At 62.5% G+C, this 23983-nt stretch carries 18 protein-coding genes and 2 tRNA genes; 16 read left to right on the forward strand and 4 right to left on the reverse strand.

Annotated elements, in window-relative coordinates; genetic code table 11:
• Positions 1-41: 41 nt before the first annotated feature.
• The 9 genes from KYK83_RS14575 (at position 42) to accC (ending at position 12785) form a co-directional block, all read left to right on the forward strand.
• The gene (locus tag KYK83_RS14575; protein WP_222828798.1) at positions 42-1016 is read left to right on the forward strand and encodes a hypothetical protein; all 975 of its coding nucleotides are present in this window, start codon (positions 42-44) and stop codon (positions 1014-1016) included.
• Between the two features lie 133 nt (positions 1017-1149).
• Positions 1150-1524, forward strand: coding sequence for a hypothetical protein (locus KYK83_RS14580; RefSeq protein ID WP_248284488.1), 375 nt, complete (start codon positions 1150-1152; stop codon positions 1522-1524).
• A 71-nt stretch (positions 1525-1595) separates the two neighbouring features.
• The gene (locus tag KYK83_RS14585; protein ID WP_222828800.1) at positions 1596-2651 is read left to right on the forward strand and encodes a hypothetical protein; all 1056 of its coding nucleotides are present in this window, start codon (positions 1596-1598) and stop codon (positions 2649-2651) included.
• A 22-nt stretch (positions 2652-2673) separates the two neighbouring features.
• The gene (locus KYK83_RS14590; protein WP_222828801.1) at positions 2674-7752 is read left to right on the forward strand and encodes an isopeptide-forming domain-containing fimbrial protein; all 5079 of its coding nucleotides are present in this window, start codon (positions 2674-2676) and stop codon (positions 7750-7752) included.
• A 101-nt stretch (positions 7753-7853) separates the two neighbouring features.
• Positions 7854-9881 (forward strand): proprotein convertase P-domain-containing protein, encoded by a 2028-nt coding sequence (locus KYK83_RS14595; protein ID WP_222828802.1) that lies wholly within the window; start codon positions 7854-7856, stop codon positions 9879-9881.
• Between the two features lie 112 nt (positions 9882-9993).
• Entirely contained in the window at positions 9994-10404 is a 411-nt protein-coding gene (locus tag KYK83_RS14600; protein ID WP_222828803.1) for a holin family protein, read from the forward strand.
• A 30-nt stretch (positions 10405-10434) separates the two neighbouring features.
• Positions 10435-10869, forward strand: coding sequence for a type II 3-dehydroquinate dehydratase (locus tag KYK83_RS14605; protein ID WP_222828804.1), 435 nt, complete (start codon positions 10435-10437; stop codon positions 10867-10869).
• Between the two features lie 72 nt (positions 10870-10941).
• Positions 10942-11427, forward strand: coding sequence for an acetyl-CoA carboxylase biotin carboxyl carrier protein (gene accB, locus KYK83_RS14610; RefSeq protein WP_103025161.1), 486 nt, complete (start codon positions 10942-10944; stop codon positions 11425-11427).
• An 8-nt stretch (positions 11428-11435) separates the two neighbouring features.
• On the forward strand, positions 11436-12785 hold the full coding sequence (gene accC / locus KYK83_RS14615; RefSeq protein ID WP_222828805.1) for an acetyl-CoA carboxylase biotin carboxylase subunit: 1350 nt from the start codon (positions 11436-11438) through the stop codon (positions 12783-12785).
• 317 nt (positions 12786-13102) lie between these two features.
• Here the strand turns inward: accC and KYK83_RS14620 are convergent, their stop codons facing one another.
• Both KYK83_RS14620 and KYK83_RS14625 read right to left on the reverse strand, forming a co-directional pair.
• Positions 13103-13537: a GFA family protein gene (locus KYK83_RS14620; RefSeq protein ID WP_222828806.1), complete on the reverse strand. Its 435-nt coding sequence runs from the start codon at positions 13535-13537 to the stop codon at positions 13103-13105.
• Positions 13534-13995, reverse strand: a complete 462-nt coding sequence (locus KYK83_RS14625) for an Lrp/AsnC family transcriptional regulator (protein WP_103025164.1) — start codon at positions 13993-13995, stop codon at positions 13534-13536. Before KYK83_RS14625 ends, KYK83_RS14620 begins: the two co-directional genes overlap by 4 nt.
• Before the next feature lie 228 nt (positions 13996-14223).
• On the opposite strand from KYK83_RS14625, the gene KYK83_RS14630 reads away from it, so the two are divergent.
• The 5 genes from KYK83_RS14630 to KYK83_RS14650 all read left to right on the forward strand — a co-directional run bounded on the left by KYK83_RS14630 (position 14224) and on the right by KYK83_RS14650 (position 18710).
• Positions 14224-16062, forward strand: a complete 1839-nt coding sequence (locus tag KYK83_RS14630; RefSeq protein WP_222828807.1) for a sensor histidine kinase — start codon at positions 14224-14226, stop codon at positions 16060-16062.
• A gap of 12 nt (positions 16063-16074) precedes the next feature.
• On the forward strand, positions 16075-17076 hold the full coding sequence (locus KYK83_RS14635) for a polysaccharide deacetylase family protein (protein WP_222828817.1): 1002 nt from the start codon (positions 16075-16077) through the stop codon (positions 17074-17076).
• A 56-nt stretch (positions 17077-17132) separates the two neighbouring features.
• A tRNA-Ile gene (locus KYK83_RS14640) sits at positions 17133-17209 on the forward strand.
• A gap of 26 nt (positions 17210-17235) precedes the next feature.
• A tRNA-Pro gene (locus KYK83_RS14645) sits at positions 17236-17312 on the forward strand.
• Between the two features lie 51 nt (positions 17313-17363).
• Positions 17364-18710, forward strand: a complete 1347-nt coding sequence (locus KYK83_RS14650) for an MATE family efflux transporter (RefSeq protein ID WP_222828808.1) — start codon at positions 17364-17366, stop codon at positions 18708-18710.
• A 7-nt stretch (positions 18711-18717) separates the two neighbouring features.
• Here KYK83_RS14650 and KYK83_RS14655 read toward each other — a convergent pair whose 3' ends face one another.
• Positions 18718-20067, reverse strand: coding sequence for a M20/M25/M40 family metallo-hydrolase (locus tag KYK83_RS14655; protein ID WP_222828809.1), 1350 nt, complete (start codon positions 20065-20067; stop codon positions 18718-18720).
• 147 nt (positions 20068-20214) lie between these two features.
• Here KYK83_RS14655 and ettA point away from each other — a divergent pair, with 147 nt between their 5' ends.
• Positions 20215-21888 carry an energy-dependent translational throttle protein EttA gene (gene ettA, locus KYK83_RS14660; RefSeq protein ID WP_103025173.1) on the forward strand — a complete coding sequence of 558 codons (1674 nt, stop codon included), beginning with the start codon at positions 20215-20217 and terminating at the stop codon, positions 21886-21888.
• Between the two features lie 154 nt (positions 21889-22042).
• Positions 22043-22207, forward strand: a complete 165-nt coding sequence (locus KYK83_RS14665; RefSeq protein ID WP_221598127.1) for a hypothetical protein — start codon at positions 22043-22045, stop codon at positions 22205-22207.
• Positions 22208-22334: 127 nt separating this feature from the next.
• Here the strand turns inward: KYK83_RS14665 and KYK83_RS14670 are convergent, their stop codons facing one another.
• Positions 22335-23714, reverse strand: a complete 1380-nt coding sequence (locus KYK83_RS14670) for an NAD-dependent succinate-semialdehyde dehydrogenase (RefSeq protein ID WP_222828810.1) — start codon at positions 23712-23714, stop codon at positions 22335-22337.
• Between the last annotated feature and the right edge of the window lie 269 nt (positions 23715-23983).

Genomic DNA, 23983 nt, shown 5'->3' on the forward strand with positions numbered 1-23983 from the left:
TTTTAACGGTTCCATTACCACTTTCCCTTAACTTCTGGCGCATGACAAAAGCGCCATTCCGCCTCGCCCTCGCGCCGCTGGCCATCGCGGCAGCCCTGATCACGACGCCTGCACATGCCGGCGGCGTGAAGGCCGGGACACTGATCGAGAACACCGCGAGCGCCACCTATGACGGTGGTGCAGGTCCGGTGACGATCCCTTCCAACACCATCACGGTAAAGGTCGACGAACTGCTCGACGTGACGGTCACGTCACGCGATTCCGGACCCGTTTCGGCCGCTCCGGGATCGGCGGTCCTGACTTTCGAACTGACCAACACGGGCAACGGGCCCGAGGCTTATACGTTTACCGCCAACCCCGCCGTGGCGGGCAACGACTTCGACACCACGGTCAATGGCATAGCGGTCGATACGAATGGCAACGGGGTGTACGACCCGGGCGTCGATCAAATGCTGACAGGGCCTGCCACGACAGCGGCAATCGCTGCCGATGCGAGCCTGACCGTCTTCGTCGTCGTAACCATTCCGGGCGGAGTTGCCGATGGCGACCAGAGCGATGTGAGCCTGCTTGCCGAAGCGGTGACCGGGACCGGGGCACCGGGCACGGCGTTCGCAGGCCAGGGTGCCGGCGGCGGCAACGCCATCGTCGGCTCAACCGGGGCCAATGCCACTGCGACCGGATCGTTGAGCGTCGGCATCACCGATGTGGACCTTATCAAATCCGCAACTGTGCGCGATCCGTTCGGCGGTACCGGCATCGTGCCGGGCGCAACCATCACCTACGCGATCCGGGCCGAAGTGAGAGGCAGCGGGTCGGTTTCCGACCTTGTCGTCACCGACGCTGCACCCGCCGACACCACCTACGTTGCAGGTTCGCTGAAACTCGACGGGGCCACCCTCACCGACGCTGCCGACGCAGATGCCGGGCGCTCCGGCACGAGCGGAATTTCGGTCGATCTCGGGACCGTATCGGGCGGATCGAGCCATATTGTGACATTCCAGGTTACCATAGATTGATACTTAGCATTCGATCATAAAGGTCTGATTTATGCGTATTTTCCTCATATTATTCATATCAATTCTAGCAACGGCGGCGGGCACTGCTCCGCTGTCCGCGCAGGATCAGGCGATATCGCTATCAGGCAGCGTGATGCATGAAACGGTCTCACTCGACGCGTCCGGCAAAGAAGTTACCGAGCTGGTCGAGCCCAACACGATCATCCCGGGCGATCGGCTGATCTTCGGGACAGACTACAACAATGGCAGCGACGAAGCGGTCGATAACTTCGTCGTCACCAATCCGTTGCCGCCGGCAGTACGCCTGGCGCCGGATGCCGACACCACGCTGATCGTATCGGTCGACGGCGGCAAGAGCTTCGGCACGCTTTCGCAGCTGTCCGTCATGGCCGAGGACGGCGGCTCCCGTCCGGCAGATCAGGCCGATGTCACTCATGTCCGCTGGACACTCCCGTCGGTAGCACCGGGGGAAAGCGGGCGTCTCGAATATCCAGCCATCATCCGCTGACCGGCGGACGATAACCGCCACACCTTGCGGGCGGACAGGGGAATGCAGGGTACATCAGAAGGAAGAGTAGAATGAAACGCAGCAAGCAATTGCTGGGGGCAGTGAGCACGATTGCGCTCATTGCATTCAGCGCCAGCCCCGCTCTGGCGGGGGGGAGTACCGCGGGCAGTTCGATCACGAACAATGTCTCCGTCAGTTTCGACGTGGGCGGTGTGACACAGACGGCCGTAACCGCATCCAATACCTTTACGGTCGATCGCAAGATCGACGTGCTGGTGGACTTTGCCGGAACAGCCGCAACGTCGGTCGCCCCGGGGGCTCAGAACCAGGTTCTCGCGTTCGACGTGACGAACCTGTCGAACGCCGTCATCGACATCCGGCTGGCTGCAGCGCTCAATGCGGGCAACGCCGCCAATATCGCCAATTTCGAAGTCTATCGCGACACCAATGGCGACCGTAGCCTGAGCGCCGCCGAGCTGGCCGCAGGCCCGATCACCTATCTCGACGAAGTCGCTGCCGACGGAACCGTCGCCGTGATTGTCATCGCCGACATCGGCCTTGGTGCAGTCAACGGTAACGAATTCGACGTCGTGTTGACCGGCACCGCCCGCGAAGGCGGCACCGCCGGGACGCAGGGCGTGGCCATCACTCAGACGGCCGGGGCCAATACGGCAGGCGTCGACACCGTCTTCACCGATGGGGCGGGCACCACCGACGCGGCGCGCGACGGAGCCTATTCCGATGTCGGCAAATACGTCGTTGCCGGCGCGACCATGTCGGTCAGCAAGACCAGCCGCATCGTCAGCGACCCCGTAAACGGGCCGACCAATCCCAAGGCAATTCCGGGCGCCACGATCGAATATTGCATCGTCGTGTCGAACGCGGCCGGAGGGGCGACGGGCACGAATATCGATGTGAACGACGATCTGCCGGCTGATGTGTCCTATTTGACCGCATTCGGTATCTTCGTGGATGGCAATGCCAGCTGCGCCAGCGGCACACGGGGCGATAATCTGCCCACGCCGACGGCCAGCTACATTAGCGGTACGCACGAGATCACCGCGGACCTCAGCAACATCGCCCCTTCGCAATCGCGCTCGGTCTATTTCCGCGTCACGATCGACTGATCGCCAGCGCGACTTCCAATCAATGCGTTTCCGCTTTCCCTTCCGGCTTCTGGCAGCAGCGCTCCTTGCAGCGCTGCTGTCGGTCGTCGTGTCCGGAGAAGCCGTTCACGCACAGACGATCGACAATATTGCCCATACAAAATGGGTGTTTGGCGGCGATACCTACGAAACAACATCCAATACGGTATCGGTCGATGTGGACCGATCGAAACCGGTTATCACCGTTTACCGGCCGACCACGGGATCGGGTACCGGCATATCCTATCGCGCACCACGCTGCGATACCGCGTCGATCGCATCGGCCAAGGTTGCACAGCAAGCTGGCAATACCGATGCCGAGCTGATTTCCGCCATCGTCGAGACTTCCGACAAGGTTTCTCCGGGCGGTTCCATTCTTTTCGACGTGCTGGTTCCGGTGGCGAATATCGATCCGAGGATAGTGGATTCGGTAGATGTCCAGGTAATCAGCAGTGCCGGGGACAGCGAACGCCTGACCATTTTCGAGACCGGCGAGAATACGGGCCATTTCATCGGCCGCATCCTCACACACCATGTTCCCCCTTCCCCGTCGGCCACGGACTGCCGGCTGGGGGTGAAGGATGGCGGTACGGTGGAAATCGAGATCCATGCGCGGGGGAGCGCGGTCATCGTTGCAACGGCGACGGTTGACGTGCTGGCGGACCCTTTCGGCGTAGTGTTCGACAGCGAAACCGGCGAAGAGATCAGCGGCGCACGCGTGACGCTGATCGATGCGGCGACCGGCCAGCCCGCCACGGTCTTCGCCGAGGATGGGATAACCCGCTGGCCTTCTACCGTTATCAGCGGGCAGGCGATTACGGATGCGGCAGGCAATACATATCAGATTGGCCCCGGCGAATACTGGTTCCCCCTCACCGCGCTGGGGAGCTATCGCGTCCTGGTCGAGCCACCAGACATGTATACCGCCCCCTCGGTTGCGACCCCGGCGCAGCTTCAGCAGCTTGTGCGCGAGGATGGCAGCACCTTCGTCATAGTCGATGGCTCCTTCGGGGACAGGTTCGTCCTTGTCGACCAGGTTCCCCGCCGTATCGACATTCCGCTCGATTGGTCGGGCGGCGCAGTGACGGTCGCGAAAACAGCGTCGCGCGACCGCGCCGAGCCGGGCGATGCGCTCTTCTATGCGATCACAGTGCAGAACCCCGACGCTTCGCGCGTGAAGCGCAATGTCGTGCTTGTCGACACCCCGTCACGCTGGTTGAGGTTCCGCCGCGACTCGGTGCGGGTCGACGGCGAGAGTGTCGAGGACGCAGTGCAGTTCTCGGCAGATGGGAGCGAGTTACGGATCGAACTGGGCGACATCGCCGGCGGTGCTACGCGCCGCGTTACCTACGCCATGACCGTGCGCCCCGATGCGCCGCCGGGCGATGCCGAAAATCGCGCTGTGGCGATCGACTCGCTCGGGCGGGAAATCATTGCCGGCACCAGTGTCGAAATCGAACGCGAGGCAATTGCCAGCCGGATGACCATCATCGGGCGCGTGACTGCAGGCGATTGTTCGCTCATCGATTCTCGGCGCGGCATTCCGGGCGTGCGTGTCATGCTCGAAGACGGCAGCTTTGCAATGACCGACAGCGAGGGGCGCTATCACTTCGAAGGCGTCGTGCCGGGCACGCACGTGGTTCAGGCTTCCCGCATGACGCTGCCCGAAGGCGGCGAATTCGTGAATTGTCATCGCGACACGCGCAACGCGGGCAGCGCAACGTCGCGCTTCGCCATTGGACAGGGCGGATCGCTTGTCGTCGCAGATTTCCATGCGCGCCTGCCTGAAAACGCCCTCCCTTCGACAGTCGAGAAGGTCGTCGAGACAGGCGAGGGCGAAGCGGACGCGGAGCGCGAAGGCGACGCCGTGCGTGAAGCAAACAGCCCGGCGACCGACTGGATCGCCCTGGGCGATGGCCCCGATGGCTGGCTGACCCCCGAAATCGGTCACAATCCACGTGCCCCGGCTATTCGTGTCGCGATCCGGCACCGCAAGGGACAGAAAATCGCGCTTCGTGTCGACGGCCAGCCTGTAAGCGGCCTCAACTTCGAAGGCACCCGCGAGGCAGAGGCTGGCAAATACGCTGTAAGCCAGTGGCGCGGCATTCCGCTGAAGCACGAACGCACGATGTTGAGCGCAGACATCATAAACAGCTTCGGCGAAATCAACGAGACGATCGAGCGCGAGGTCTTCTTCACCACCGCTCCCGCGAAAGTCGAACTGGTGCCCGAGCTGTCGAATTTTGTGGCTGACGGGCGTACACGGCCCGTGGTTGCCGTGCGCGTGCTCGATCGCAACAACCGGCCTTTGCGCGAAGGCGTGGCCGGCGAGTTTACGCTCAGCGCCCCCTATCAGAGCGCCGAACAGATCGAACGCCAGCAGCTCGATCAACTGACCGGTCTCGAAGCGAGCTCGGCCCGCTGGGTCGTCGGCGGCACTGACGGGATTGCGCTGATCGAACTGGCCCCGACCATGGTGAGCGGCTCGGTCCGGCTCGACTTCCGGTTCGACGATGGCGAAATCGTACGTGAACAGGAACTCGAGACATGGATCGTGCCCGGCGACATCGAATGGACGGTGATCGGTCTCGCCGAAGGTTCTGTGGGCGCCCGGACCGTTGCCGAGAATATGGAACGCGCCGGCCGCTTCGACAGCGATCTTGGCGACGAAGCACGCGTGGCCCTCTATGCCAAGGGCCGTGTGCTCGGGAAATATCTCGTCACCCTCGCCTATGACAGCGCGAAGCAGGCCGAAGACCAGCGTGTGCTCGGTACGCTTGATCCGCACGCCTATTACACGGTGTTCGGCGATGCTTCGACCCGCCGCTTCGACGCGGCATCGCGTGAGAAGCTCTATCTGCGGGTGGAGACGGCCACGTTCTATGCGCTTTACGGCGATTTCGAAACCGGCTTCGACCAGACCCGTCTTGCCCGCTACAACCGCACCGCAACCGGCGTGAAGGCTGAAGCGCGGCTGGGCCAGTTCCGCGCGCAGGGTTTCGCAGCAGAAATCGCCACCCGCTTCCGCCGGGACGAGATCCAGGGACAGGGCATTACCGGCCCCTACCGCCTCTCGAGCCGCGGCCTGATCGCCAACAGCGAAAAGGTTGTGCTCGAAGTTCGTGACAGGTTTCGTTCCGAACTGATTGTTTCTTCTAAGGAACTGGTCCGCTTCATCGATTACGACATCGATCGCCTGTCCGGAACGATCACGTTCAAGGAACCCGTTCTCAGCCGGGACTTCGACCTCAATCCGCAATTTGTCGTGGTCGATTACGAGATCGACGGGTTCTCGGATGGCGAGCTCAATGCAGGCGTTCGGACCGATTGGACTGCGCCAGACGGCGCCGTGCGCATCGGTGCGACTGCCGTGACGGACAAGGGTGACGGATCGCGAACCGACATGGGTGCCGTCGATCTGCGTGCCAGGTTCGGCGACAGCACGGAACTGCGTGCGGAAGTCGCTGCAAGCCGCCGCGATGGAGAGACTTCTACCGGCTGGCTGGTCGAAGCACAGCACCAGACCGGATCGGTCGACGTGATTGCCTATGCCCGCTCGCTCGACGCAGAATATGGAGTAGGCCAGCAGAATGGCGCCGAGCAGGGTCGGCGCAAGTTCGGCACCGATGCGCGGATCAAGCTGGGCGAAAACCTCTCGATCCTTGGCAGCCTGTGGCAGGATGACAGCCTCACCGATGACGGCCGCCGCCGGGCAGCGCAGATCCAGCTGGGCTATGCGACGCAGACGAGCGACCTGCGTTTGGGCATCGCGCACTTCGCCGATCGCTTGGCCGATGGCACACGCAATGATTCAACCGTTCTGGAAGGGGGCGTTACCCAGCGCCTGCTCGACAACCGGCTCGAGCTGAGTGCATCCACCAGCATCGCCTTGGACAGCGCGGAATCGATCGATTTACCGGCGCGGCACCGGATTGGTGCCCGATATGCGCTGACAGAGAATGTCCGGATCGTCGGTCTTTACGAATTGGCGGACGGTGCGGAGATCGATGCGCGCACCATAAAGGGCGGGCTCGAGGTGACCCCATGGGAAGGCGCGAAGGCCGTCACCTCACTGGGCCGGCAGGACATTGGCGAATATGGCAATCGCAGCTTTGCCGCCTTCGGCCTGGCCCAGTCGCTTCAGGTAACGCCTGCCCTGACGATCGATGCCACGATCGACGGCAATCGCACTCTGGGCGGCAGCAACACAGTTTCCGACGTCGTCAATCCGGCTCAGCCCGTGGCTAGCGGGGGACAGCTGGGACAGGACGGCACGCTGTTCGAAGACTTCAACGCCGTCACCCTTGGCATGGCGTGGCGCAAGGATCGGTGGAGCGCCACGGGGCGCGCCGAATATCGCGATGGCGAATTCGCCGATCGCAAGGGCCTGACCCTCGGTGCGATCCGCCAGCTGGGCGAAGGCAGCATCGTCGGATCGGGCTTTACCTGGACGGAAGCGAAAGCCGACAATGGAGCTGCAACCCAAATCATGGACGCGGCGATTGCCATCGCGCACCGTCCCGCCGAATCCGCCCTCGCCTTCCTCGGAAAACTGGAGTTTCGGAGCGATGAAGTCACCGATGCCGTGGCCGGTGAAGCAGGCGCTGCCGGCAATACGGCATTGCTGGTGGACGGCGATGCCAAGGCCAGCCGCCTGATCGCCAGCCTTTCGACCAACTGGTCGCCACGGGGACGGGATGCGAGCGGACAGAGGGTCCGTCGCCACGAATTCGGCATTTTCATCGGCGCGCGGCACAATTTCGATCAGTTCGAAGGTTACGACTATGCAGGCACCACCCTGTTGGGCGGACTCGATGCAAAGTTCGGCCTTGGCGAGCGTTTCGAAATCGGCGCGCGAGGCACGGTTCGAAAAGGTCTGGAGGACGGCCTTACGAGCTTTGCCATCGGTCCGAACGTCGGGTTCAGTCCAGCGGACAACGCTCTGATAACGGTGGGCTACAATTTCGCAGGTTTTCGCGACCAGGATTTCTCCGCCGCGCGCGAAACAGACGAGGGACTATACGCCTCGATCCGGATCAAGTTCGATGCCGATACCTTCTCCTTCCTCGGCCTGGGCCGATAGGTGGCGAGACGATGGGTTACCATGATCTAAACCGGCCCTTAACCATGTTTGCGTATGCCAAGAGCATGATCAACGGGATGGTTTCAGTCAGTTGGCGGAGCATGACGGCCCATTTCGTCCGCCTGTTGATATTCACCGTCCTGACGGCGGTTGCCGCGCCCGCCGGTGCGCAGTCGACATCGACTTTCTCCAATACCACCAGCGGTACGATCAACGGAACGACGGTCTGCACCACCCCGCTGGTTCGCACCTTTGCCGTGGGCAGCAATTTCACGGTGGCCGACGTGAACATCGGCATATTGGCCACGCACAGCTGGCGCGGCGATCTGCAGTTCACGCTTCAATCCCCGACCGGGACGCGCGTGCAACTGACCAATGGCGACACGCAAAGCATAAGCGGCGACAACTTCAACGTCCTGCTGGACGATGCGGCAACGCAATTGGTCAACACGGACGGGGCGAACCGCAACCATTCGACAAGCGCGCCGCCCTATCAGAACACCTATCAGCCCCGCAGCCTGCTTTCCGCATTCGACGGCGAAACATCCGCCGGTACGTGGCGACTGGAAATATGCGATCTCTATCCTGCAGCCGATAACGGGCAATTCGTGCGGGCCGATCTCTATTTGAGGTCGGCGCCTGCGAATTACGCCGATCTGTCGCTGACGAAGGTTCTCATCGGCAACCCGCCGGCCAATGGCGGCCAGGCGATATATCGCCTCACGGTCAGCAATGCATCGAACTCGCCTTCTTCTGCATCGGGTATCGCGGTGCGGGATACGTTTCCCGGCCAGTTCACTTTCTCGTCCGCCTCTGGCGCCGGCAGTTTCAACGCCGGAACGAGGGTCTGGTCCGTCCCGACGCTCGCGCCGGGGGCCAGCGCGACGCTCGATATCAGGGGCACGATTTCGGCCAATGCCGGGACCACGATCACCAGTACCGCCGAAATCATTTCCAGTAGCATCATCGATAGCGATTCCACGCCCGACAACGGCATAACGACGGAAGACGATTTCGCATCGGCGACCTTCACCGTCGTCGCAGGACGCGCGGCTGGAATCGTACCGGCAGTAAACTGCCCTAACGGCTCCACGCTGTTCGACTGGGATTCGCCCGCCATTAGCTGGGCAGCCGGCTCGACCAGCAATACCTACGCGCTGGGGGCGTTCGGCAACATCGCTTTCAACCTCAGCAATGATGGTGCCTACCTTAACAATGCCGCTTTCGGTGGTCAGTCACCCACGCTGCAAAGCGCGTTCACGGGGGGACTTTCACCAGCCCAGCGGAGCCTGGCGGTCGTATCCGACCAGTCGAGCCGTAACGGTGCAGTCACCATCACTGTCACATTGCCGCGCGCATTCGACGGCGTCCAGTTCACGATTTTCGATGTCGACTATGCCGCGAACCAGTTCACCGACAGGGTGGTTGTGACCGGTACCAATGGCGGTGCGTCGGTGATGCCGACGCTCAGCAACGGCAATGCCAATTACGTGACCGGAAATACGGCGATCGGGGATGGCGCATCTGACAACGATTCTTCGGCTGGCAATCTGGTCGTCACCTTCACCGCCAAGGTCGACACGATCGTCATCACATATGGCAACCATACCAACGCGCCGACCAATCCCGGCCAACAGGGCATAGCCTTGCACGATATCAATTTCTGCCGCCCTTATACCACTCTCGCCGTCACCAAGGTCAGTTCGGTCATTTCCGACCCGGTCAACGGGACGTCCAATCCGAAGGCGATACCGGGCGCGCTGATTGAATACCTCATCACCGTCAGCAATACGGGCAGCGACAACACCGACGGTAATACGGTGATCATCACGGACGACGCGCCCACCGACGCGAAGATGTGTCTCGCAAATCTCGCTGGTCCGGGGAGCGGTCCAGTACTTTTTTCAAGCGGCAGCCCGGCATCGGGCCTTGGCTACAGCTTTGTCGCGCTGGGAAATACGACCGACAACCTGCAATTCTCCGCCGATGGCGGGACCACGTGGAATTACACGCCCACTCCCGATGCCGACGGATGTGATCCGGCCGTGTCCGATTTTCGCGTCAGCCCCACCGGCGTCCTGATCGCGGGGCGGGCCGCCACGGTCAGGGCACGATTCATGGTGAAATAGCCGATCACACGAGAACCCTTTTGGTGATATGCCCGTATCACTGAACATAATCATGTTTCCTACACGAACCGATATGGTTATCTGAACCGCCTCTTTATTAATGGAGGCAAACATGGTTTTCGAAACAGTTATCGGACCAATCGCAGCGATCATCGACAAGGTGATCCCCGACAAACAAGCTCGCGAAAAAGCGAAACTCGAACTGCTCGCGCTGCAGGGAACGCAAGAACTGCGTAAGATCGAAGCACGGCTTTCCGCAATAGTCGCCGAAGCGCGAAGTGCCGATGGCTGGACCAGCCGCGCACGGCCGAGCTTTCTTTATGTCATGTATACGCTGATCCTTTTCAGCCTGCCGATGGGAATAATTGCCGCTTTCGATCCGACCACCGCCCGCGCCATCGCCAAAGGCATGACTGGCTACCTCGCCGCTTTGCCGGAATCCCTATACGCGCTCTTCGGTACGGGTTACCTCGGCTACACTGCCGCTCGGCAATGGGGCAAAGCGAAGGGTACCGACGCTTGAGGTCCTGCCGATTGCCGCTAAACCCGCGGCATGACCGATATTGTCTTCGTCCTCAATGGCCCCAATCTCAACCTGCTCGGCACGCGTGAGCCAGAGATTTACGGTTCGACCACCCTGGCCGATATTGCTGCGATGCTGGAACAGAAGGCGGGAGAGATCGGCCTGACCGTCGACTTCCGTCAGACCAATCATGAAGGCGTACTGGTCGACTGGCTGCACGAGGCGCACGCCGCGGGCGCCAAGGCGGTGTTGCTGAACGCCGCTGCCTATACCCACACGTCGATAGCCCTGCTCGATGCGATCAAGGCCATCGACGTGCCGGTAATCGAAGTTCACCTGTCCGACCCGGCGACACGCGAAGGGTTTCGGCACCTCTCCTATGTCGGCATGGCGGCGGTGGACGAAGTGAAAGGCATGGGCGCAAACGGCTATGCCGTAGCGTTGGAGAAGGCAGCAGCCCTGTAAAAGCGTCCCTGCCCCCTTGCCCTATCTGCGCGGCGCGAGCATAGGCGGGCCAAACAACACTCAAGGGGTTCCATGGCCGACCATAAGGGCAGCGCCGGCAAGTCCGGCATGAACGTCGATACCGCTCTCGTTCGCGAACTGGCAGAGATGCTGGGCGACACCGGGCTCACCGAAATCGAAGTGGAAGACGGAGAGCGCAAGATCCGCGTTTCGCGCGGCGGCGGCGTTCCGATGGCAGCGCCGATGCAGATGGCCGCGCCCGCTCCTGCTGCAGCGGCACCTGCCGCCGCCGCGCCTTCGCCCGAAGCACCCGCTGCCGACTTTGCCGGCGCGATCAAATCGCCCATGGTCGGGACCGTCTATCTCGCTGCCGAACCGGGCGCACCCGACTTCGTCAAAGTCGGTGACAGCGTGAAGGAAGGGCAGACCCTCCTCATCGTAGAAGCGATGAAGGTCATGAATCCGATCACCGCCGACAAGGCCGGGACCGTCAAGGCGATCCACGTCGAGAACGCTCAGCCGGTCGAATTCGACCAGCCGCTCGTCAGCATCGGCTGAGGTCGCCCGTGAGCATTTCCCGTATCCTGATCGCCAACCGGGGCGAAATCGCGCTGCGCATTCACCGCGCGGCTCATGAAATGGGTATCGAAACCGTCGCGGTGCACTCCACCGCCGATGCCGATGCCATGCATGTCCGTCTGGCCGATCATGCCGTGTGCATCGGCCCCCCGGCCGCGACCGACAGCTATCTCAACATCGCGAACATCATTTCGGCCGCCGAAGTCAGCCATGCCGATGCGATCCATCCCGGCTATGGCTTCCTGTCCGAAAACGCGAAGTTCGCCGAGATCGTCGAAGCGCACGACATCGCCTGGATCGGCCCCAAGCCCGAGCATATCCGCACCATGGGTGACAAGGTTGCTGCCAAGAAAACGGCCGGCGCCCTTGGCCTGCCGCTCGTGCCCGGATCCGACGGCGCGGTCGAAACGGTCCAGGAAGCGCGCGAGATTGCGGCCGAAATCGGCTATCCCGTGATCATCAAGGCTGCCAGCGGCGGCGGTGGCCGCGGCATGAAGGTCTGCGAAAGCGAGGACCAGCTCGAAACCTTGATGAAGCAGGCCGGAAGCGAAGCGAAAGCCGCGTTCGGCGATGCCACCGTTTATATCGAGAAATATCTCGGCGATCCGCGCCACATCGAATTCCAGGTCTTCGGCGACGGCAATGGCAATGCCATCCATCTGGGCGAACGCGACTGTTCGCTCCAGCGGCGCCACCAGAAGGTCCTCGAAGAGGCGCCCTCGCCCGTCCTTTCGACCGAAGAGCGCGACCGCATGGGCGAAATCTGCGCCCAGGCCATGCGCGACATGGCTTACCGCGGTGCCGGCACGATCGAGTTCCTCTGGGAAAACGGCGAGTTCTATTTCATCGAGATGAACACCCGCCTCCAGGTCGAACACCCGGTGACCGAAATGATCACCGGTATCGATCTGGTGCGCGAACAGATCCGTATCGCATCGGGCAAGGAACTGTCCTGCCGACAGGATCAGATCGAGTTCAAGGGCCATGCGATCGAATGCCGCATCAACGCGGAAGATCCCTTCACCTTCGCGCCCAGCCCCGGCAAGGTCACCTATTATCACGCCGCGGGCGGCATGCATGTGCGCGTCGATAGCGGGCTCTACGCAGGCTATTCGATCCCGCCTTATTACGACAGCATGATCGCCAAGCTGATCGTATACGGTCGCGACCGCGAACGCTGCATGATGCGCCTCAAGCGCGCATTGGAAGAAATGGTTGTCGAGGGTGTCAAAACCAGCATTCCCTTGCACCAGGAACTCTTGCAGCAGGACGACGTGAAAACCGGCCAGTACTCGATCAAATGGCTCGAAGAATGGCTCAAGACGCGAGATGCGTAGGCGCCTCGCCCGCCATTGCTGAAAAATATAAGGCTAAGGCAGTGCAAACTGCGCGGGCCGACCATTCGGGATATGGTCGCTAAGCAGTCCGGTTGACATCGGGAAGGCTCACGACGAGTATTTCCCGATGCTCAGCCGTTGATCTGCGCAACGGTTGGGCTTTGCCGATCTCCTGAGAGCCTATCGCAGAGGTCTGGGGAAGTCGCCAAGTCGGCGTCGATTATCGAAGCGGAGAAATGCCGAAACCGGCTGGATAGAAGATTCTCTCAGAGCTAGCAGGCAGCCTCGTTCTGCTGAGCTAAAAAAACCCATCCCCGCTAATCGAAACTGAACCCAGCCGCCTTGGCTTCGGCAATCACCTCTTCGCCAGTCTGGCGCGGATGGTCGCCTTCGATCCTGCACCAATCCGCGCGTTCGTCCACGAAGATCTCCTTCTCGATCCCGTGGGTGGCGGCGGCATCGAATAGCCCGGCGGAAAAGCTGCGATTACCGGTCGGCAGGAAGCGAAACCATAAATTGCTGCCGCATTTCGAACAGAACGCCCGCTCTGCCCATTCGCTGGAACGAAACTCGGTAATCTCGTTTGCGCCTGTTACCTGCGGGTTGTCCCCGCTTTGCGCGCTGTAGAATGCGCCGCCCCATCGGCGGCACACGCCGCACTGGCAAATTTCGACCTGCTGCACCGGATTGTCGAGCGTGATCGTCACCGCGCCGCACAGGCAGTGGCCTTCGATCGACGCAGGCCCGGTCACAGCGGGACGCCGGGCTCGTGCTTGCTGGTCCGAATGGTGAGCGAGGTTTTCACGCTTTCCACATTGGGCGCAGGCGTCAACTTGCTGGTCAGGAATTCCTGGAAGCTCTGCAAATCGCGGCTGACGATCTTGATGATGAAATCGATCTCGCCATTGAGCATATGCACTTCGCGCACTTCGGGCAAATCGCGCATCGCCATTTCGAATTCGCGCAGCGAATCTTCTGCCTGGCTCTTCAGGCTCACCATGGCGAAAACCGTGATGGAAAATCCCAGCTTCGAGGGGTCGAGTTCGGCGTGATAGCCCCGGATTACCCCGTCTTCTTCGAGGGCGCGCACACGGCGCAGGCAGGGCGGCGCGGTCAGTCCGACGCGATGGGCGAGTTCTACATTGGTGATTCTCCCTTCATTCTGGAGTTCACCGAGCAATCGCCGGTCGATTTCGTCGAGATTGGCCATATAATACGTTCCTGCTACCCTAGCGCCACCGGCGGGGCATCGCGAAACTTCCACGAAATGTTGACAACGCGATGCAGCCGTCTTGGCTAACATTATTATCTTTGCCAGCAATTGTCTCGCTTTGCAACGCGCAGGCAACTTTCCGTTCAGCGTAAGTTTTGCACGGTTAGAACCTGTACTGAGCGATGGTTTACGTATCGCAAACTATTGCCTGTCACCGGAGTATCGATGCATTTTGACGACCGCCTTGCTACTGTGCTGCGCCACCGCGCCGCCAGTGCGCGCGCGGCAAAGACACAGTTCCGCCAGTTGCTCGACCTGCTTGGCGAACGGCCGCAGGCGGGCGACCCTGCTCTAAAAGCGGCCGCCTATCTGCGCCTGATCGCGCTGGCGGAAATGATCCCCACTCCCGAACGCGCAGCCATTGTTGGTGAAAACGGCTGGCGCTTCCGCAATCCTGAACTGGTGCGCTGGTTTGGGGAAGCACACCCCTCGATTGCCGGCGCGGCACTGTACCGCGCGCAGCTAACCGGGGAGGAATGGGCCGAACTGATCCCACGCCTTCCGATCAGGGCGCGCGGCTTCCTGCGCCATCGCCGGGATCTGCCCGATGGTGCTGTGCGCGTGCTCGACCGGCTGGGCGTATCCGACCGCGCCCTCCCGCAGCCCATTGCCGCACCGCCTGTTCAACCTGCCGAGGATCTGCCCGCAGCAACGGTCGATTTCGACGAAGTCGAACCCCTCGTGCTTCCGCAAAGCCAGGAAGAGGCCGCACCTCCAAGCGACGTCGAACCGGAACCGCCGGTAGCCGAGCCGGAACAAGCCACACCCACACAGGCAGAACCATCAGCCCGGCCCGAGCCTGTCGCCGCGCCTTCTGCCCCCCGTGCTGCTGCCGAACCTTCGGGCAGATCGGACGGCATCCGCGCTCTGGTGGAACGGATCGAGACCTTCCGCAAGGCGCGCAGCCCGCAACCGCGGGATGGCGATGCCCCCACCCTCCCGCTTGCCGGTCTGGAAGATACGCAGCCGCGCAGACAGCTCGACGCTTTCAGTTTCGGGACGAATTCCGAAGGCAGGATCGACTGGGCCGAACCGGAAATTGCGCCCATGGTCGTCGGGCTCGATCTGTCGCAGCGCCGCGAAGGGGACGCGGCTTCGGACGATTTCGCTGCGGCGTTCGCCAACCGCCAGCCGGTTCACGAACTTGCCATCGCGCTTCGCGGTGCCGACGCTATCGAAGGCGACTGGATCGTCGACGCCGCCCCCCGCTTCACCCGCGGCGACGGGCGCTTCTATGGCTATGTTGGCCGCTTCCGCCGCGCGGTCGCGCCGGTCGACGACCGGGCCCAGCGCAGCGCGGATCGCCTGCGCCAACTGCTCCACGAACTGCGCACCCCGGTAAATGCGATGCAGGGCTATGCGGAAGTGATCCAGCAGCAGGTCTTCGGCCCGACACCGCACGAATATCGCGCTCTGGCCGCATCCATCGCCGGTGACAGCGCGCGCATTCTTGCCGGGTTCGACGAGCTCGACCGGCTGGCGCGGCTGGAGACAGGCGCGCTTGATCTTGAATCGGGCGAAAGCGATTTTGCCGCGATCGCGCGCGCGCAGATCGGCCAGCTCCAGACGGTACTCGGCCCTCGTGTGGCGCGCTTCGATGCCAGGTTGACCGACATGCCCGCCCGGCTCGCCCTGGCCCAGAACGAAGCGGAAATGCTCGGCTGGCGCGTACTCGCGACCCTGGCGGGCGCCACGGGCGCTGGCGAAAACGTCGCCCTGTCGCTGGATCTCGATGGCGACCAGGTTGCCCTGCGTGCGCAGCTTCCGTCCAAGCTGGTGCACGCCGACAATATCTTCGCGTCGGAAGTCAGGGCCGGTGGCGGCACGCTCAGCTCCGGTATCTTCGGGGCCGGCTTCTCTCTCCGCCTTGCCCGGGCAGAAGCGCGCGCCGCAGGGGGCGAACTGGCACGCGCAGGCGATTCGCTCGCCCTTACCCTCCCTCTCTTGACCGTCAGCGATGCCCTGCCTAGCCCTGCCGATGCGCCCGATCGCGCGGCCGGTTAGGAAACCTACGCCATCAGCCAAGTCGACCTCCTGAACCCGCCGGCCTCATCGCAGACTGCGCGCTTTGCCGATGGGTTCGGACAGCGTTCGCTGCTGACGATCGACACGGAAGAGGAATTCGACTGGGAAGCGCCCTTTCGCGCAGATGGCTATGGTCTCGACCATATCGCGGCATTGTCCGGTTTTCAGCAATTCTGCGAAGGGATCGGTGTCTCTCCCGTCTATCTCGTTGATTGGCCTGTAGCCCAGGATGCCCGTGCGCAGGAGATCATCGGCGATGCCATACGCCGCGGACAGGCGGAAATCGGCGTCCAGTTACACCCCTGGGTCAACCCTCCCCACCACGAAGAGGTTAACCGCCGCAACAGCTTCGCTGGCAATCTTCCTCCCGAACTCGAAGCCGAGAAATTTCATCGCCTGCGCGATCTGGTGGAGGAAAACTTCGGCGCGGTCCCGCTGATCTACCGTGCCGGCCGTTATGGCCTGGGCCCGCATACGGCGGGACTTCTGGGTGAAGGCGGTATCGCCATCGACAGTTCGGTGCGCGCCCGGTTCGATTACACGGATGAAGGTGGCCCCGATTACAGCCGCCATCCGGTTGCACCCTATTGGGCCGATGCAGGGAAAACCCTGCTCGAACTTCCGCTGACCACGTCCTTCTGGGGCATGCTGCGCCAGCAGGGGCAGCAATTGTACCCGCTCGCACATCGCTACCCCTTGCTTGGCAGCATACTCGCCAAGACCGGGATGCTGGAACGAATCGGCCTGACACCGGAAGACATCACGCTCGAGGAAGCTCTGCGCGCCGTGGATATCGCCGTCGACGATGGTCTGCCGCTGCTTGTCCTGAGTTTTCATAGCCCCTCGCTCGCGCCGGGGCATACCCCCTACGTCCATAATGAAGACGATCTGGATCGGCTGTATGACTGGCTGCGCGGCGTCTATTCCTATCTGCGTACGCGCGACGTCCGCCCGATAACGGTTGAAGAAATCATCGCCTCTGCTGTTCGCTAGAGCTTGCAACGTCCACGCACCGCGGCTAGGCGCGCTTTTCCGCACGGCGTGGCTGGGGGCCTGTAGCTCAGTTGGTTAGAGCTGGCCGCTCATAACGGCTAGGTCGCGGGTTCGAGTCCTGCCGGGCCCACCAAGCTCGGCGCTATGCGGGAAATCGGTCGGGGAGTGGCGCAGCCTGGTAGCGCACTTGTTTTGGGTACAAGGGGTCGCTGGTTCGAATCCAGTCTCCCCGACCAGATTTCCAGCAGGGCAGACATGTCGCAAGCGAAGCACGGGAGGTGCGCCGTTTGACTAGCCAGACAGCCGCACCCTCCCCCACTTTCGACACGCGTCTGATCTGGGCCATCGCGCTGCCCGCCATGGTGACCAATGTCGCCACGGCACTGATCGGCGTGGGCGACATGTGGATCGTCGGCCAGCTTGGCGATGCACCCACGCAAGGCGCGGTCGATATCGGGGCCAAGCTGTTCGCCGCCCTGTTCACCGTGATGAATTTCCTGAAGACCGGCACCACGGGCCTCGTTGCGCAGGCGGGCACACGCTCCGGCGCGCAGGCGCAGGCGGCGGTTCTGATAAAGGGTCTGGTCGTCGGCGGCGCCATTGCCGCGATGCTGCTATTGGCCAAGCCGGTGCTCATGCCGCTGCTGCTCGATGCCCTCGGGGCCGAAGCCCGCGTGCGTACGGCCGCCGTGATCTATGCCGACATCCGGTACTGGAGCGCACCCGCCGTCATGGCCAATTTCGCGCTGGTCGGCTTTCTCGTCGGTCGTCGCCGGATGCGCGAAGTGCTGGCGATCGAGGTTTTCTACAATCTGCTCAACGTCGCGCTCGGCCTGTGGCTGGCGCTTGGTCTGGACTGGGGCATCGCCGGGATCGGCTGGTCCAGCTTCACGGCCGAATTTGCCAAGCTGGCGATCGCATCGCTGGTCATCTGGCGCATTGCCGGGGGCGAGATCGGCGAGGCGCTACGGTCGGGGACAAGCGTTTCGCTCGCCGCTCTCAAGCCCTTCCTCGCCGTCAATCGTGACCTGTTCCTGCGCACGGTGGTGCTGATGGTCGCCATCACTGCCCTCACCCGGCTAGGCGCGGAACGCGGGCCCGTCGTCCTGGCGGCGAACGGCATCATCTACCAGCTCTTCGTGCTTTCGGCGCTGCTGCTCGACGGGTTCGAAAACGCCGCGCAGGTCATCAACGGCGAACGAGCCGGCGATGAAGACCGCGTGGGCTTCACGGCCTATATCCGGTTGATCCTGTGGCGCTGCCTAGGTGTTGCCATCGTGCTTGCCCTTGTCTTCGCCGCCATCGGCGGCGCGATTACCGATAGCTTCGCCGCCACGCCTGCCGTTGCGAGCGAGGCGCGCCAGCTATGGCCGTGGCTCGTTGCGATCCCTCTGGCAGGGTTCGCGGGCTTCGTGCTCGATGGCGTCTTTGTGGGGGCAAGCTGGACGCGCGCCCTGCTGCTGACGATGGTCGGCGCAGTCGCGGGCTATGCCGTCCTGCTATGGCTGACCTGGCCACTCGGCAATGACGGGCTGTGGCTCAGCTTCATCGCTTTCCTGGTCCTTCGGGCCGGGCTGCAGCTGGTGGCAATGCGCAGACTGATCGCCCGGCATTTCCGCGCTGCCCGGCCCTAGGCAGGCGTCACTCCCCGACTACGATCGGCCGGTTGTGGTTGGCGAGCACATTGGTCACCGCCGTCCACACAGCCACGTTCTGGCGCAGCTGTTCGGGGTCGATCTTGTCCAGCGTATCGTCGGGCGTGTGGTGCAGGTCGAAGTAGCGGGTGCCGTCCTGCTGAAGATCGATGATCGCGGTGCCTTGCTCGCGGATCACATTGATGTCGGCCCCGCCCGTCGCCACAGCGGCAGAGGGTGCAACACCGAAACGCGCCACGGCCTGCGCCAGAGCCTTGTAGAGTTCGGGATCGCTCTTGGTGAAATTGCTGTCGATGCGCCAGATGCGGTCGGCACCGAAATCGCTTTCATATCCCACCATGAAGGGTTCGTCCGCGTGGGCCGCGGCATAGGCCTTGCTGCCCCACAGGCCGGTTTCTTCCGCCCCTGCAAACAGCACGCGGATCGTGCGCAGCGGCTGGCCGGCGGCGGCGACATGCTTGGCGGCGGCAGCGGCGATACCGCAGCCTGCACCGTCGTCGATCGCGCCCGTGCCAAGATCCCAGCTATCGAGATGGCAGGCCAGCAGCAGCGGCGGCAGCGAAGGATCGCGCCCTACGATCTCGCCCGTCACATTGCCGCTCTTGGTGGTGCCGACATCGCGCGGGGTCATGGTCAGCCGCATGGTGACCGGCTGGCCATCGGCGCGTGCGAAAATGCGCTCCAGATTGTCCGCATCGGGGTTCGATAGCGCGCCGGCGGGCGTCGCCTTCACGCCCTCGGGAAAGCTCGTGCCGCCGGTATGCGGGGTGCGGTGGTTTTCGGTGCCGATCGAGCGGATGACCGTGGCCACGGCGCCCTTGCTGGCGGCCAGCCCCGCGCCGGTCCAGCGCGCCGGGCCGGCAAAGCCGTAACCCGAACCGTCCTGCGTCGGGCGCATGTCGTGGCTGATGAAGGCGATCTTGCCCTTCAGGCTGCCCGGTGCCGCCGCTTCCAGATCGGCATAGCTGGGGAAATAGACCACTTCCGCCTCGATGCCTTTCGGTCCGGTCGATGCGCTGGTTCCCAGTGCGGTGATCTGCATCGGCTGCGGGAACGGACCCGTAATCTCGGCGCGTTCTTCCCCGCGCACCCAGGTCGGCATATCGTAAGGTTCTTCGACGACATTGGCGAAGCCGTTGGCGCTCAGCCATTCCAGCGCCCAGGCGCGCCCGCGCGCTTCGGCTTCGGTACCGGCCATACGCGGCCCCACTTCCGTCGTGATTCCCTCGACGAAATCCCACGCGATCGTATCGCTTTTCATCGCGTCGTCGGCGGTGTCGGCATGGGCGGGAGCGGTGAGCGAAAGCGCGGCAAGCGCGAGGATGGGTTTGTGCATGGCCGCATCTGCTATGTCGCCCGGCCCGCGCTGTCCACCGCTTTGCGCGTTCCGCTTGCTCCTTTGCGCCTGCATCCCTATCTGCGGCCCCATGTCACGCGGGCGGTGCCCCGCCCCACTCCAGATCTCGCCAAAAGGATTCGCCAGATGGCCGCGCAATACGCCTTCGTGATGAAGGACATGACCAAGACCTTCCCCGGTGCCCAGAAGCCGGTGCTCAGCAACATCAACCTGCAGTTCTACCAGGGCGCCAAGATCGGCATCGTGGGCCCCAACGGCGCAGGTAAGTCGACGCTGATCAAGATCATGGCCGGCATCGACACCGATTTCACCGGCGAGGCATGGCCGGGCGAGAACATCACCGTCGGCTATCTCGAGCAGGAACCCGAACTCGACGAAAGCAAGACCGTGCTCGAAAACGTCAAGGACGGCGCGCGCGGTATTGCCGACATGGTCGAACGCTTCAATGCGATCGGCATGGAAATGGGAGAGGAAGACGCCGATTTCGACGCGCTCAGCACCGAGATGTCGGAACTGCAGGACAAGATCGACGCGGTCGACGGCTGGACGCTCGACAACCAGCTCGAAGTCGCGATGGAAGCGCTGCGGTGCCCGCCGGGCGACTGGCCCGTCACCGACCTGTCGGGCGGTGAAAAGCGCCGCGTCGCGCTTACCCGCCTGCTGATCCAGAAGCCCTCCATCCTGCTACTGGACGAACCGACCAACCACCTCGACGCAGAGTCGGTCCAGTGGCTCGAAAACCACCTCAAGGACTACGCGGGTGCGGTGCTGATGATCACCCACGATCGCTACTTCCTCGACAATGTGGTGGAATGGATCCTCGAGCTCGACCGCGGCAGCTACTATCCGTACGAAGGCAATTACTCGACCTATCTGGAAAAGAAGGCCAAGCGCCTCGAACAGGAAAGCCGCGAAGAAAGCGGCCGCTCGAAAGCCCTTTCGCGCGAACTGGAGTGGATCCGGCAGACGCCTTCCGCCCGCCAGACCAAGTCCAAGGCCCGTATCCGCAAGTTCGAGGAACTCCAGGAAGGCCAGAAGGATCGCAAGCCCGGCAAGGCGCAGATCGTCATTCAGGTACCCGAACGTCTCGGCGGCAAGGTGATCGAAGCCAAGAACATCACCAAGGCCTATGGCGACAAGCTGCTGTTCGAAGACCTGTCCTTCATGCTGCCCCCGGGCGGCATCGTCGGCGTGATCGGCCCCAACGGTGCGGGTAAGTCCACGTTGTTCAAGATTTTGACCGGCAAGGAAGAACCCGATAGCGGTACCGTGGAAATCGGCTCGACCGTCCACCTGGGCTTCGTCGACCAGAGCCGCGATCATCTCGATGCGAGCAAGAACGTGTGGGAGGAAATCTCCGACGGGCTCGATTACATGAAGGTCAACGGCCACGACACCAGCACGCGGGCCTATGTCGGCGCGTTCAACTTCAAGGGCGCCGACCAGCAGAAGAACGTCGGCAAGCTGTCGGGCGGTGAACGCAACCGCGTGCACATGGCCAAGATGCTGAAAGAAGGCGGCAACGTGCTGCTGCTGGACGAACCGACCAACGATCTCGACGTCGAAACGCTGGGCGCTCTGGAAGAGGCGATCGAAAACTTCGCCGGCTGCGCCGTGGTCATCTCGCACGACCGCTTCTTCCTCGACCGTCTGGCCACCCACATCCTCGCCTTCGAAGGCGACAGCCACGTGGAATGGTTCGAAGGCAATTTCGAAGCCTACGAAGAAGACAAGCGCCGCCGCCTGGGCGACGCTGCGGACCGTCCGACAAGGCTGGCGTACAAGAAGCTTACGCGCTGAGAAGGCTGAGGCCGCGCTTTGCGTCGGTCTCTCCACCGTATTTCGTCATCCCTGCCTGCGCGGGGATGACGAAAGGCGGGCCAGGCGTTCTGGCCAAACTGATTGACCTTGTTCCGGTTGGTACATAGCCTGCCTCTGTTCGAGGGAGCTTTCAGTGACGAACCATTCAACGGCCAACCAATCGAAGCACAACAAGCTGTTCAAGGCCGCAACGCTGTTCTGGCTCGTTCTCGTGGTAGCTATCGTCTTTGGTTATAGTTTGGGCAAGGATATGGCGCTGCGCGACAATGCACGGGATGCGGCGGCCGCGCAGCGGTAAGGGCGTCAAGCAGATCGCTGCGGTTGCGCTGCCGCGACGCATAATACCGCGCAACCACGCCTAATTCAGACAGAAGGGCCGCAAGCCCCGGGTTGGCTTACGGCCCTCTGCAAGATCGAAGAGCTAGTTACTCCGCGCCGATGAAGATCGCCTTCGCGTTGACGAATTCCTTGACGCCGAAGCCGCCGTGTTCGCGGCCATAGCCGGAATTCTTCACCCCGCCGAAGGGCATCGATGGGTCCGCCACGCCATAGGTGTTGATATAGACCATGCCGGTGTCGAAGTGCTTGCTCGCCAGTTCGATCGCGCGGTCGGTATCGCCGCACAATATGCCTCCGCCCAAGCCATAGCGGCTGTCGTTAGCGAGGCGCATCGCGTCCTCGTCGTCCTTTGCGCGGATCACGCTGGCGACCGGGCCGAACAATTCATCGTCATAGGCCGGCTGTCCCGGTGCGACATCCGTGAGCACGGTCGCCGGATAGAACGCGCCGGGTCCGTCGGGGATCTTGCCGCCGCAGGCGATCTTGGCGCCCTTGGATACGGATTCGTCCACCTGCTTCTGCAGATCGTCGCGCAGGTCCGCCGACGACATCGGTCCCATGTCGCTATCCTTGGCGGTCGGATCGCCAAGCTTGACCCCTTCGAAACGCCCGACGAACTTTTCCAGAAACGCGTCATAGACCTTGTCGGTCACGATAAAGCGCTTGCCGTTGATGCAGGTCTGGCCATTGTTGTAGAGGCGCGCCTGTGCGCACACATCGGCTGCCTTCGCCAGATCGGCGTCTTCCAGCACCAGATAGGCATCGTTCGACCCCAGCTCGAGCACGGTCTTCTTGATGACCTTGGCCGCCTTCTCCGCCACGTGGCGCCCCGCTCCGTCCGATCCGGTCAGCGTTACGCCGCGCACCTTGTCGTGGGCGATGATTTCATCCGACGTGTCATGATCGATCACCAGAACGGTGAACAGGTTCTCGGGCAGGCCGCCTTCCCTGAATATCTTCTCGATCATCAGTCCGCTGCCGGTGCAGAGCGAGGAGTGCTTCAGCAGCACGCCGTTCCCGGCCATCAGGCTGGCGATGGCATAGCGGATCACCTGATAGGCGGGAAAATTCCACGGCTGGATGCCGTAGATCACGCCGATCGGCGAATAGGTGACGATGCCGCGCGCCGCATTGCTGGGATCGCGTTTTTCGTCGGCGAGCTCCTTCGGCCCGGTGGCGGCGGTATAGTCGCAGATGCCGGCGCACAGCTCGATCTCGTCACGGCTATCGCCGATCAGCTTGCCGACCTCGCGCGTCATCAGCTGCGCAAGTTCTTCCTTGTTGTCGCGCAGCGCCTTGCCGATGCCGCCGATTACGGCAGCCCGGTCCTCCAGGCTTTTCAGCTTCCATTCGCTAAAGGCCTCGTGGCAGGCCTCGACCTTGGCCGCGGCGTCCTTGGCGGAAATCATCTCGAAGCTCTCGATGTTTTCGCCGGTTGCGGGATTTACGGTGGTGATGGTGGACATGGGGGTTTCTCTTTCGTGTCTGTTTACCCACTCAAGGAACGAGCGCCCCCGAACGTTCCAACACTAATCGGTCGAACAGCCGTCCCACCCCCGCTCTCGTCATTCCCGCGCAGGCGGGAATCCAGCCTGGCCCGGCGCGTCATCGCCGTCTCGCCGATGACCGCAGCCATGCCCGCCACCAGCCGTAGGACCCCCTCTCGAACAATCCTATTTCTGCGCTAAATGCTTGACTTTCATACACCTTTTCGGCATATCCCCCGCCGGATCGG

This window comes from Qipengyuania pacifica, assembly GCF_019857205.1.
GTDB lineage: Bacteria > Pseudomonadota > Alphaproteobacteria > Sphingomonadales > Sphingomonadaceae > Qipengyuania > Qipengyuania pacifica.

Bases quoted from the DNA above. Each gene is read 5' to 3' on its own strand.
- KYK83_RS14600 (WP_222828803.1), top strand. From the start codon at position 9,994: ATGGTTTTCGAAACAGTTATCGGACCAATCGCAGCGATCATCGACAAG.
- KYK83_RS14585 (WP_222828800.1), top strand. From the start codon at position 1,596: ATGAAACGCAGCAAGCAATTGCTGGGGGCAGTGAGCACGATTGCGCTC.
- KYK83_RS14590 (WP_222828801.1), top strand. From the start codon at position 2,674: ATGCGTTTCCGCTTTCCCTTCCGGCTTCTGGCAGCAGCGCTCCTTGCA.
- KYK83_RS14630 (WP_222828807.1), top strand. From the start codon at position 14,224: ATGCATTTTGACGACCGCCTTGCTACTGTGCTGCGCCACCGCGCCGCC.
- KYK83_RS14575 (WP_222828798.1), top strand. From the start codon at position 42: ATGACAAAAGCGCCATTCCGCCTCGCCCTCGCGCCGCTGGCCATCGCG.
- KYK83_RS14595 (WP_222828802.1), top strand. From the start codon at position 7,854: ATGACGGCCCATTTCGTCCGCCTGTTGATATTCACCGTCCTGACGGCG.
- ettA (WP_103025173.1), top strand. From the start codon at position 20,215: ATGGCCGCGCAATACGCCTTCGTGATGAAGGACATGACCAAGACCTTC.
- accB (WP_103025161.1), top strand. From the start codon at position 10,942: ATGGCCGACCATAAGGGCAGCGCCGGCAAGTCCGGCATGAACGTCGAT.
- KYK83_RS14605 (WP_222828804.1), top strand. From the start codon at position 10,435: ATGACCGATATTGTCTTCGTCCTCAATGGCCCCAATCTCAACCTGCTC.
- KYK83_RS14670 (WP_222828810.1), bottom strand. From the start codon at position 23,714: ATGTCCACCATCACCACCGTAAATCCCGCAACCGGCGAAAACATCGAG.
- KYK83_RS14625 (WP_103025164.1), bottom strand. From the start codon at position 13,995: ATGGCCAATCTCGACGAAATCGACCGGCGATTGCTCGGTGAACTCCAG.
- KYK83_RS14580 (WP_248284488.1), top strand. From the start codon at position 1,150: ATGCATGAAACGGTCTCACTCGACGCGTCCGGCAAAGAAGTTACCGAG.
- KYK83_RS14655 (WP_222828809.1), bottom strand. From the start codon at position 20,067: ATGCACAAACCCATCCTCGCGCTTGCCGCGCTTTCGCTCACCGCTCCC.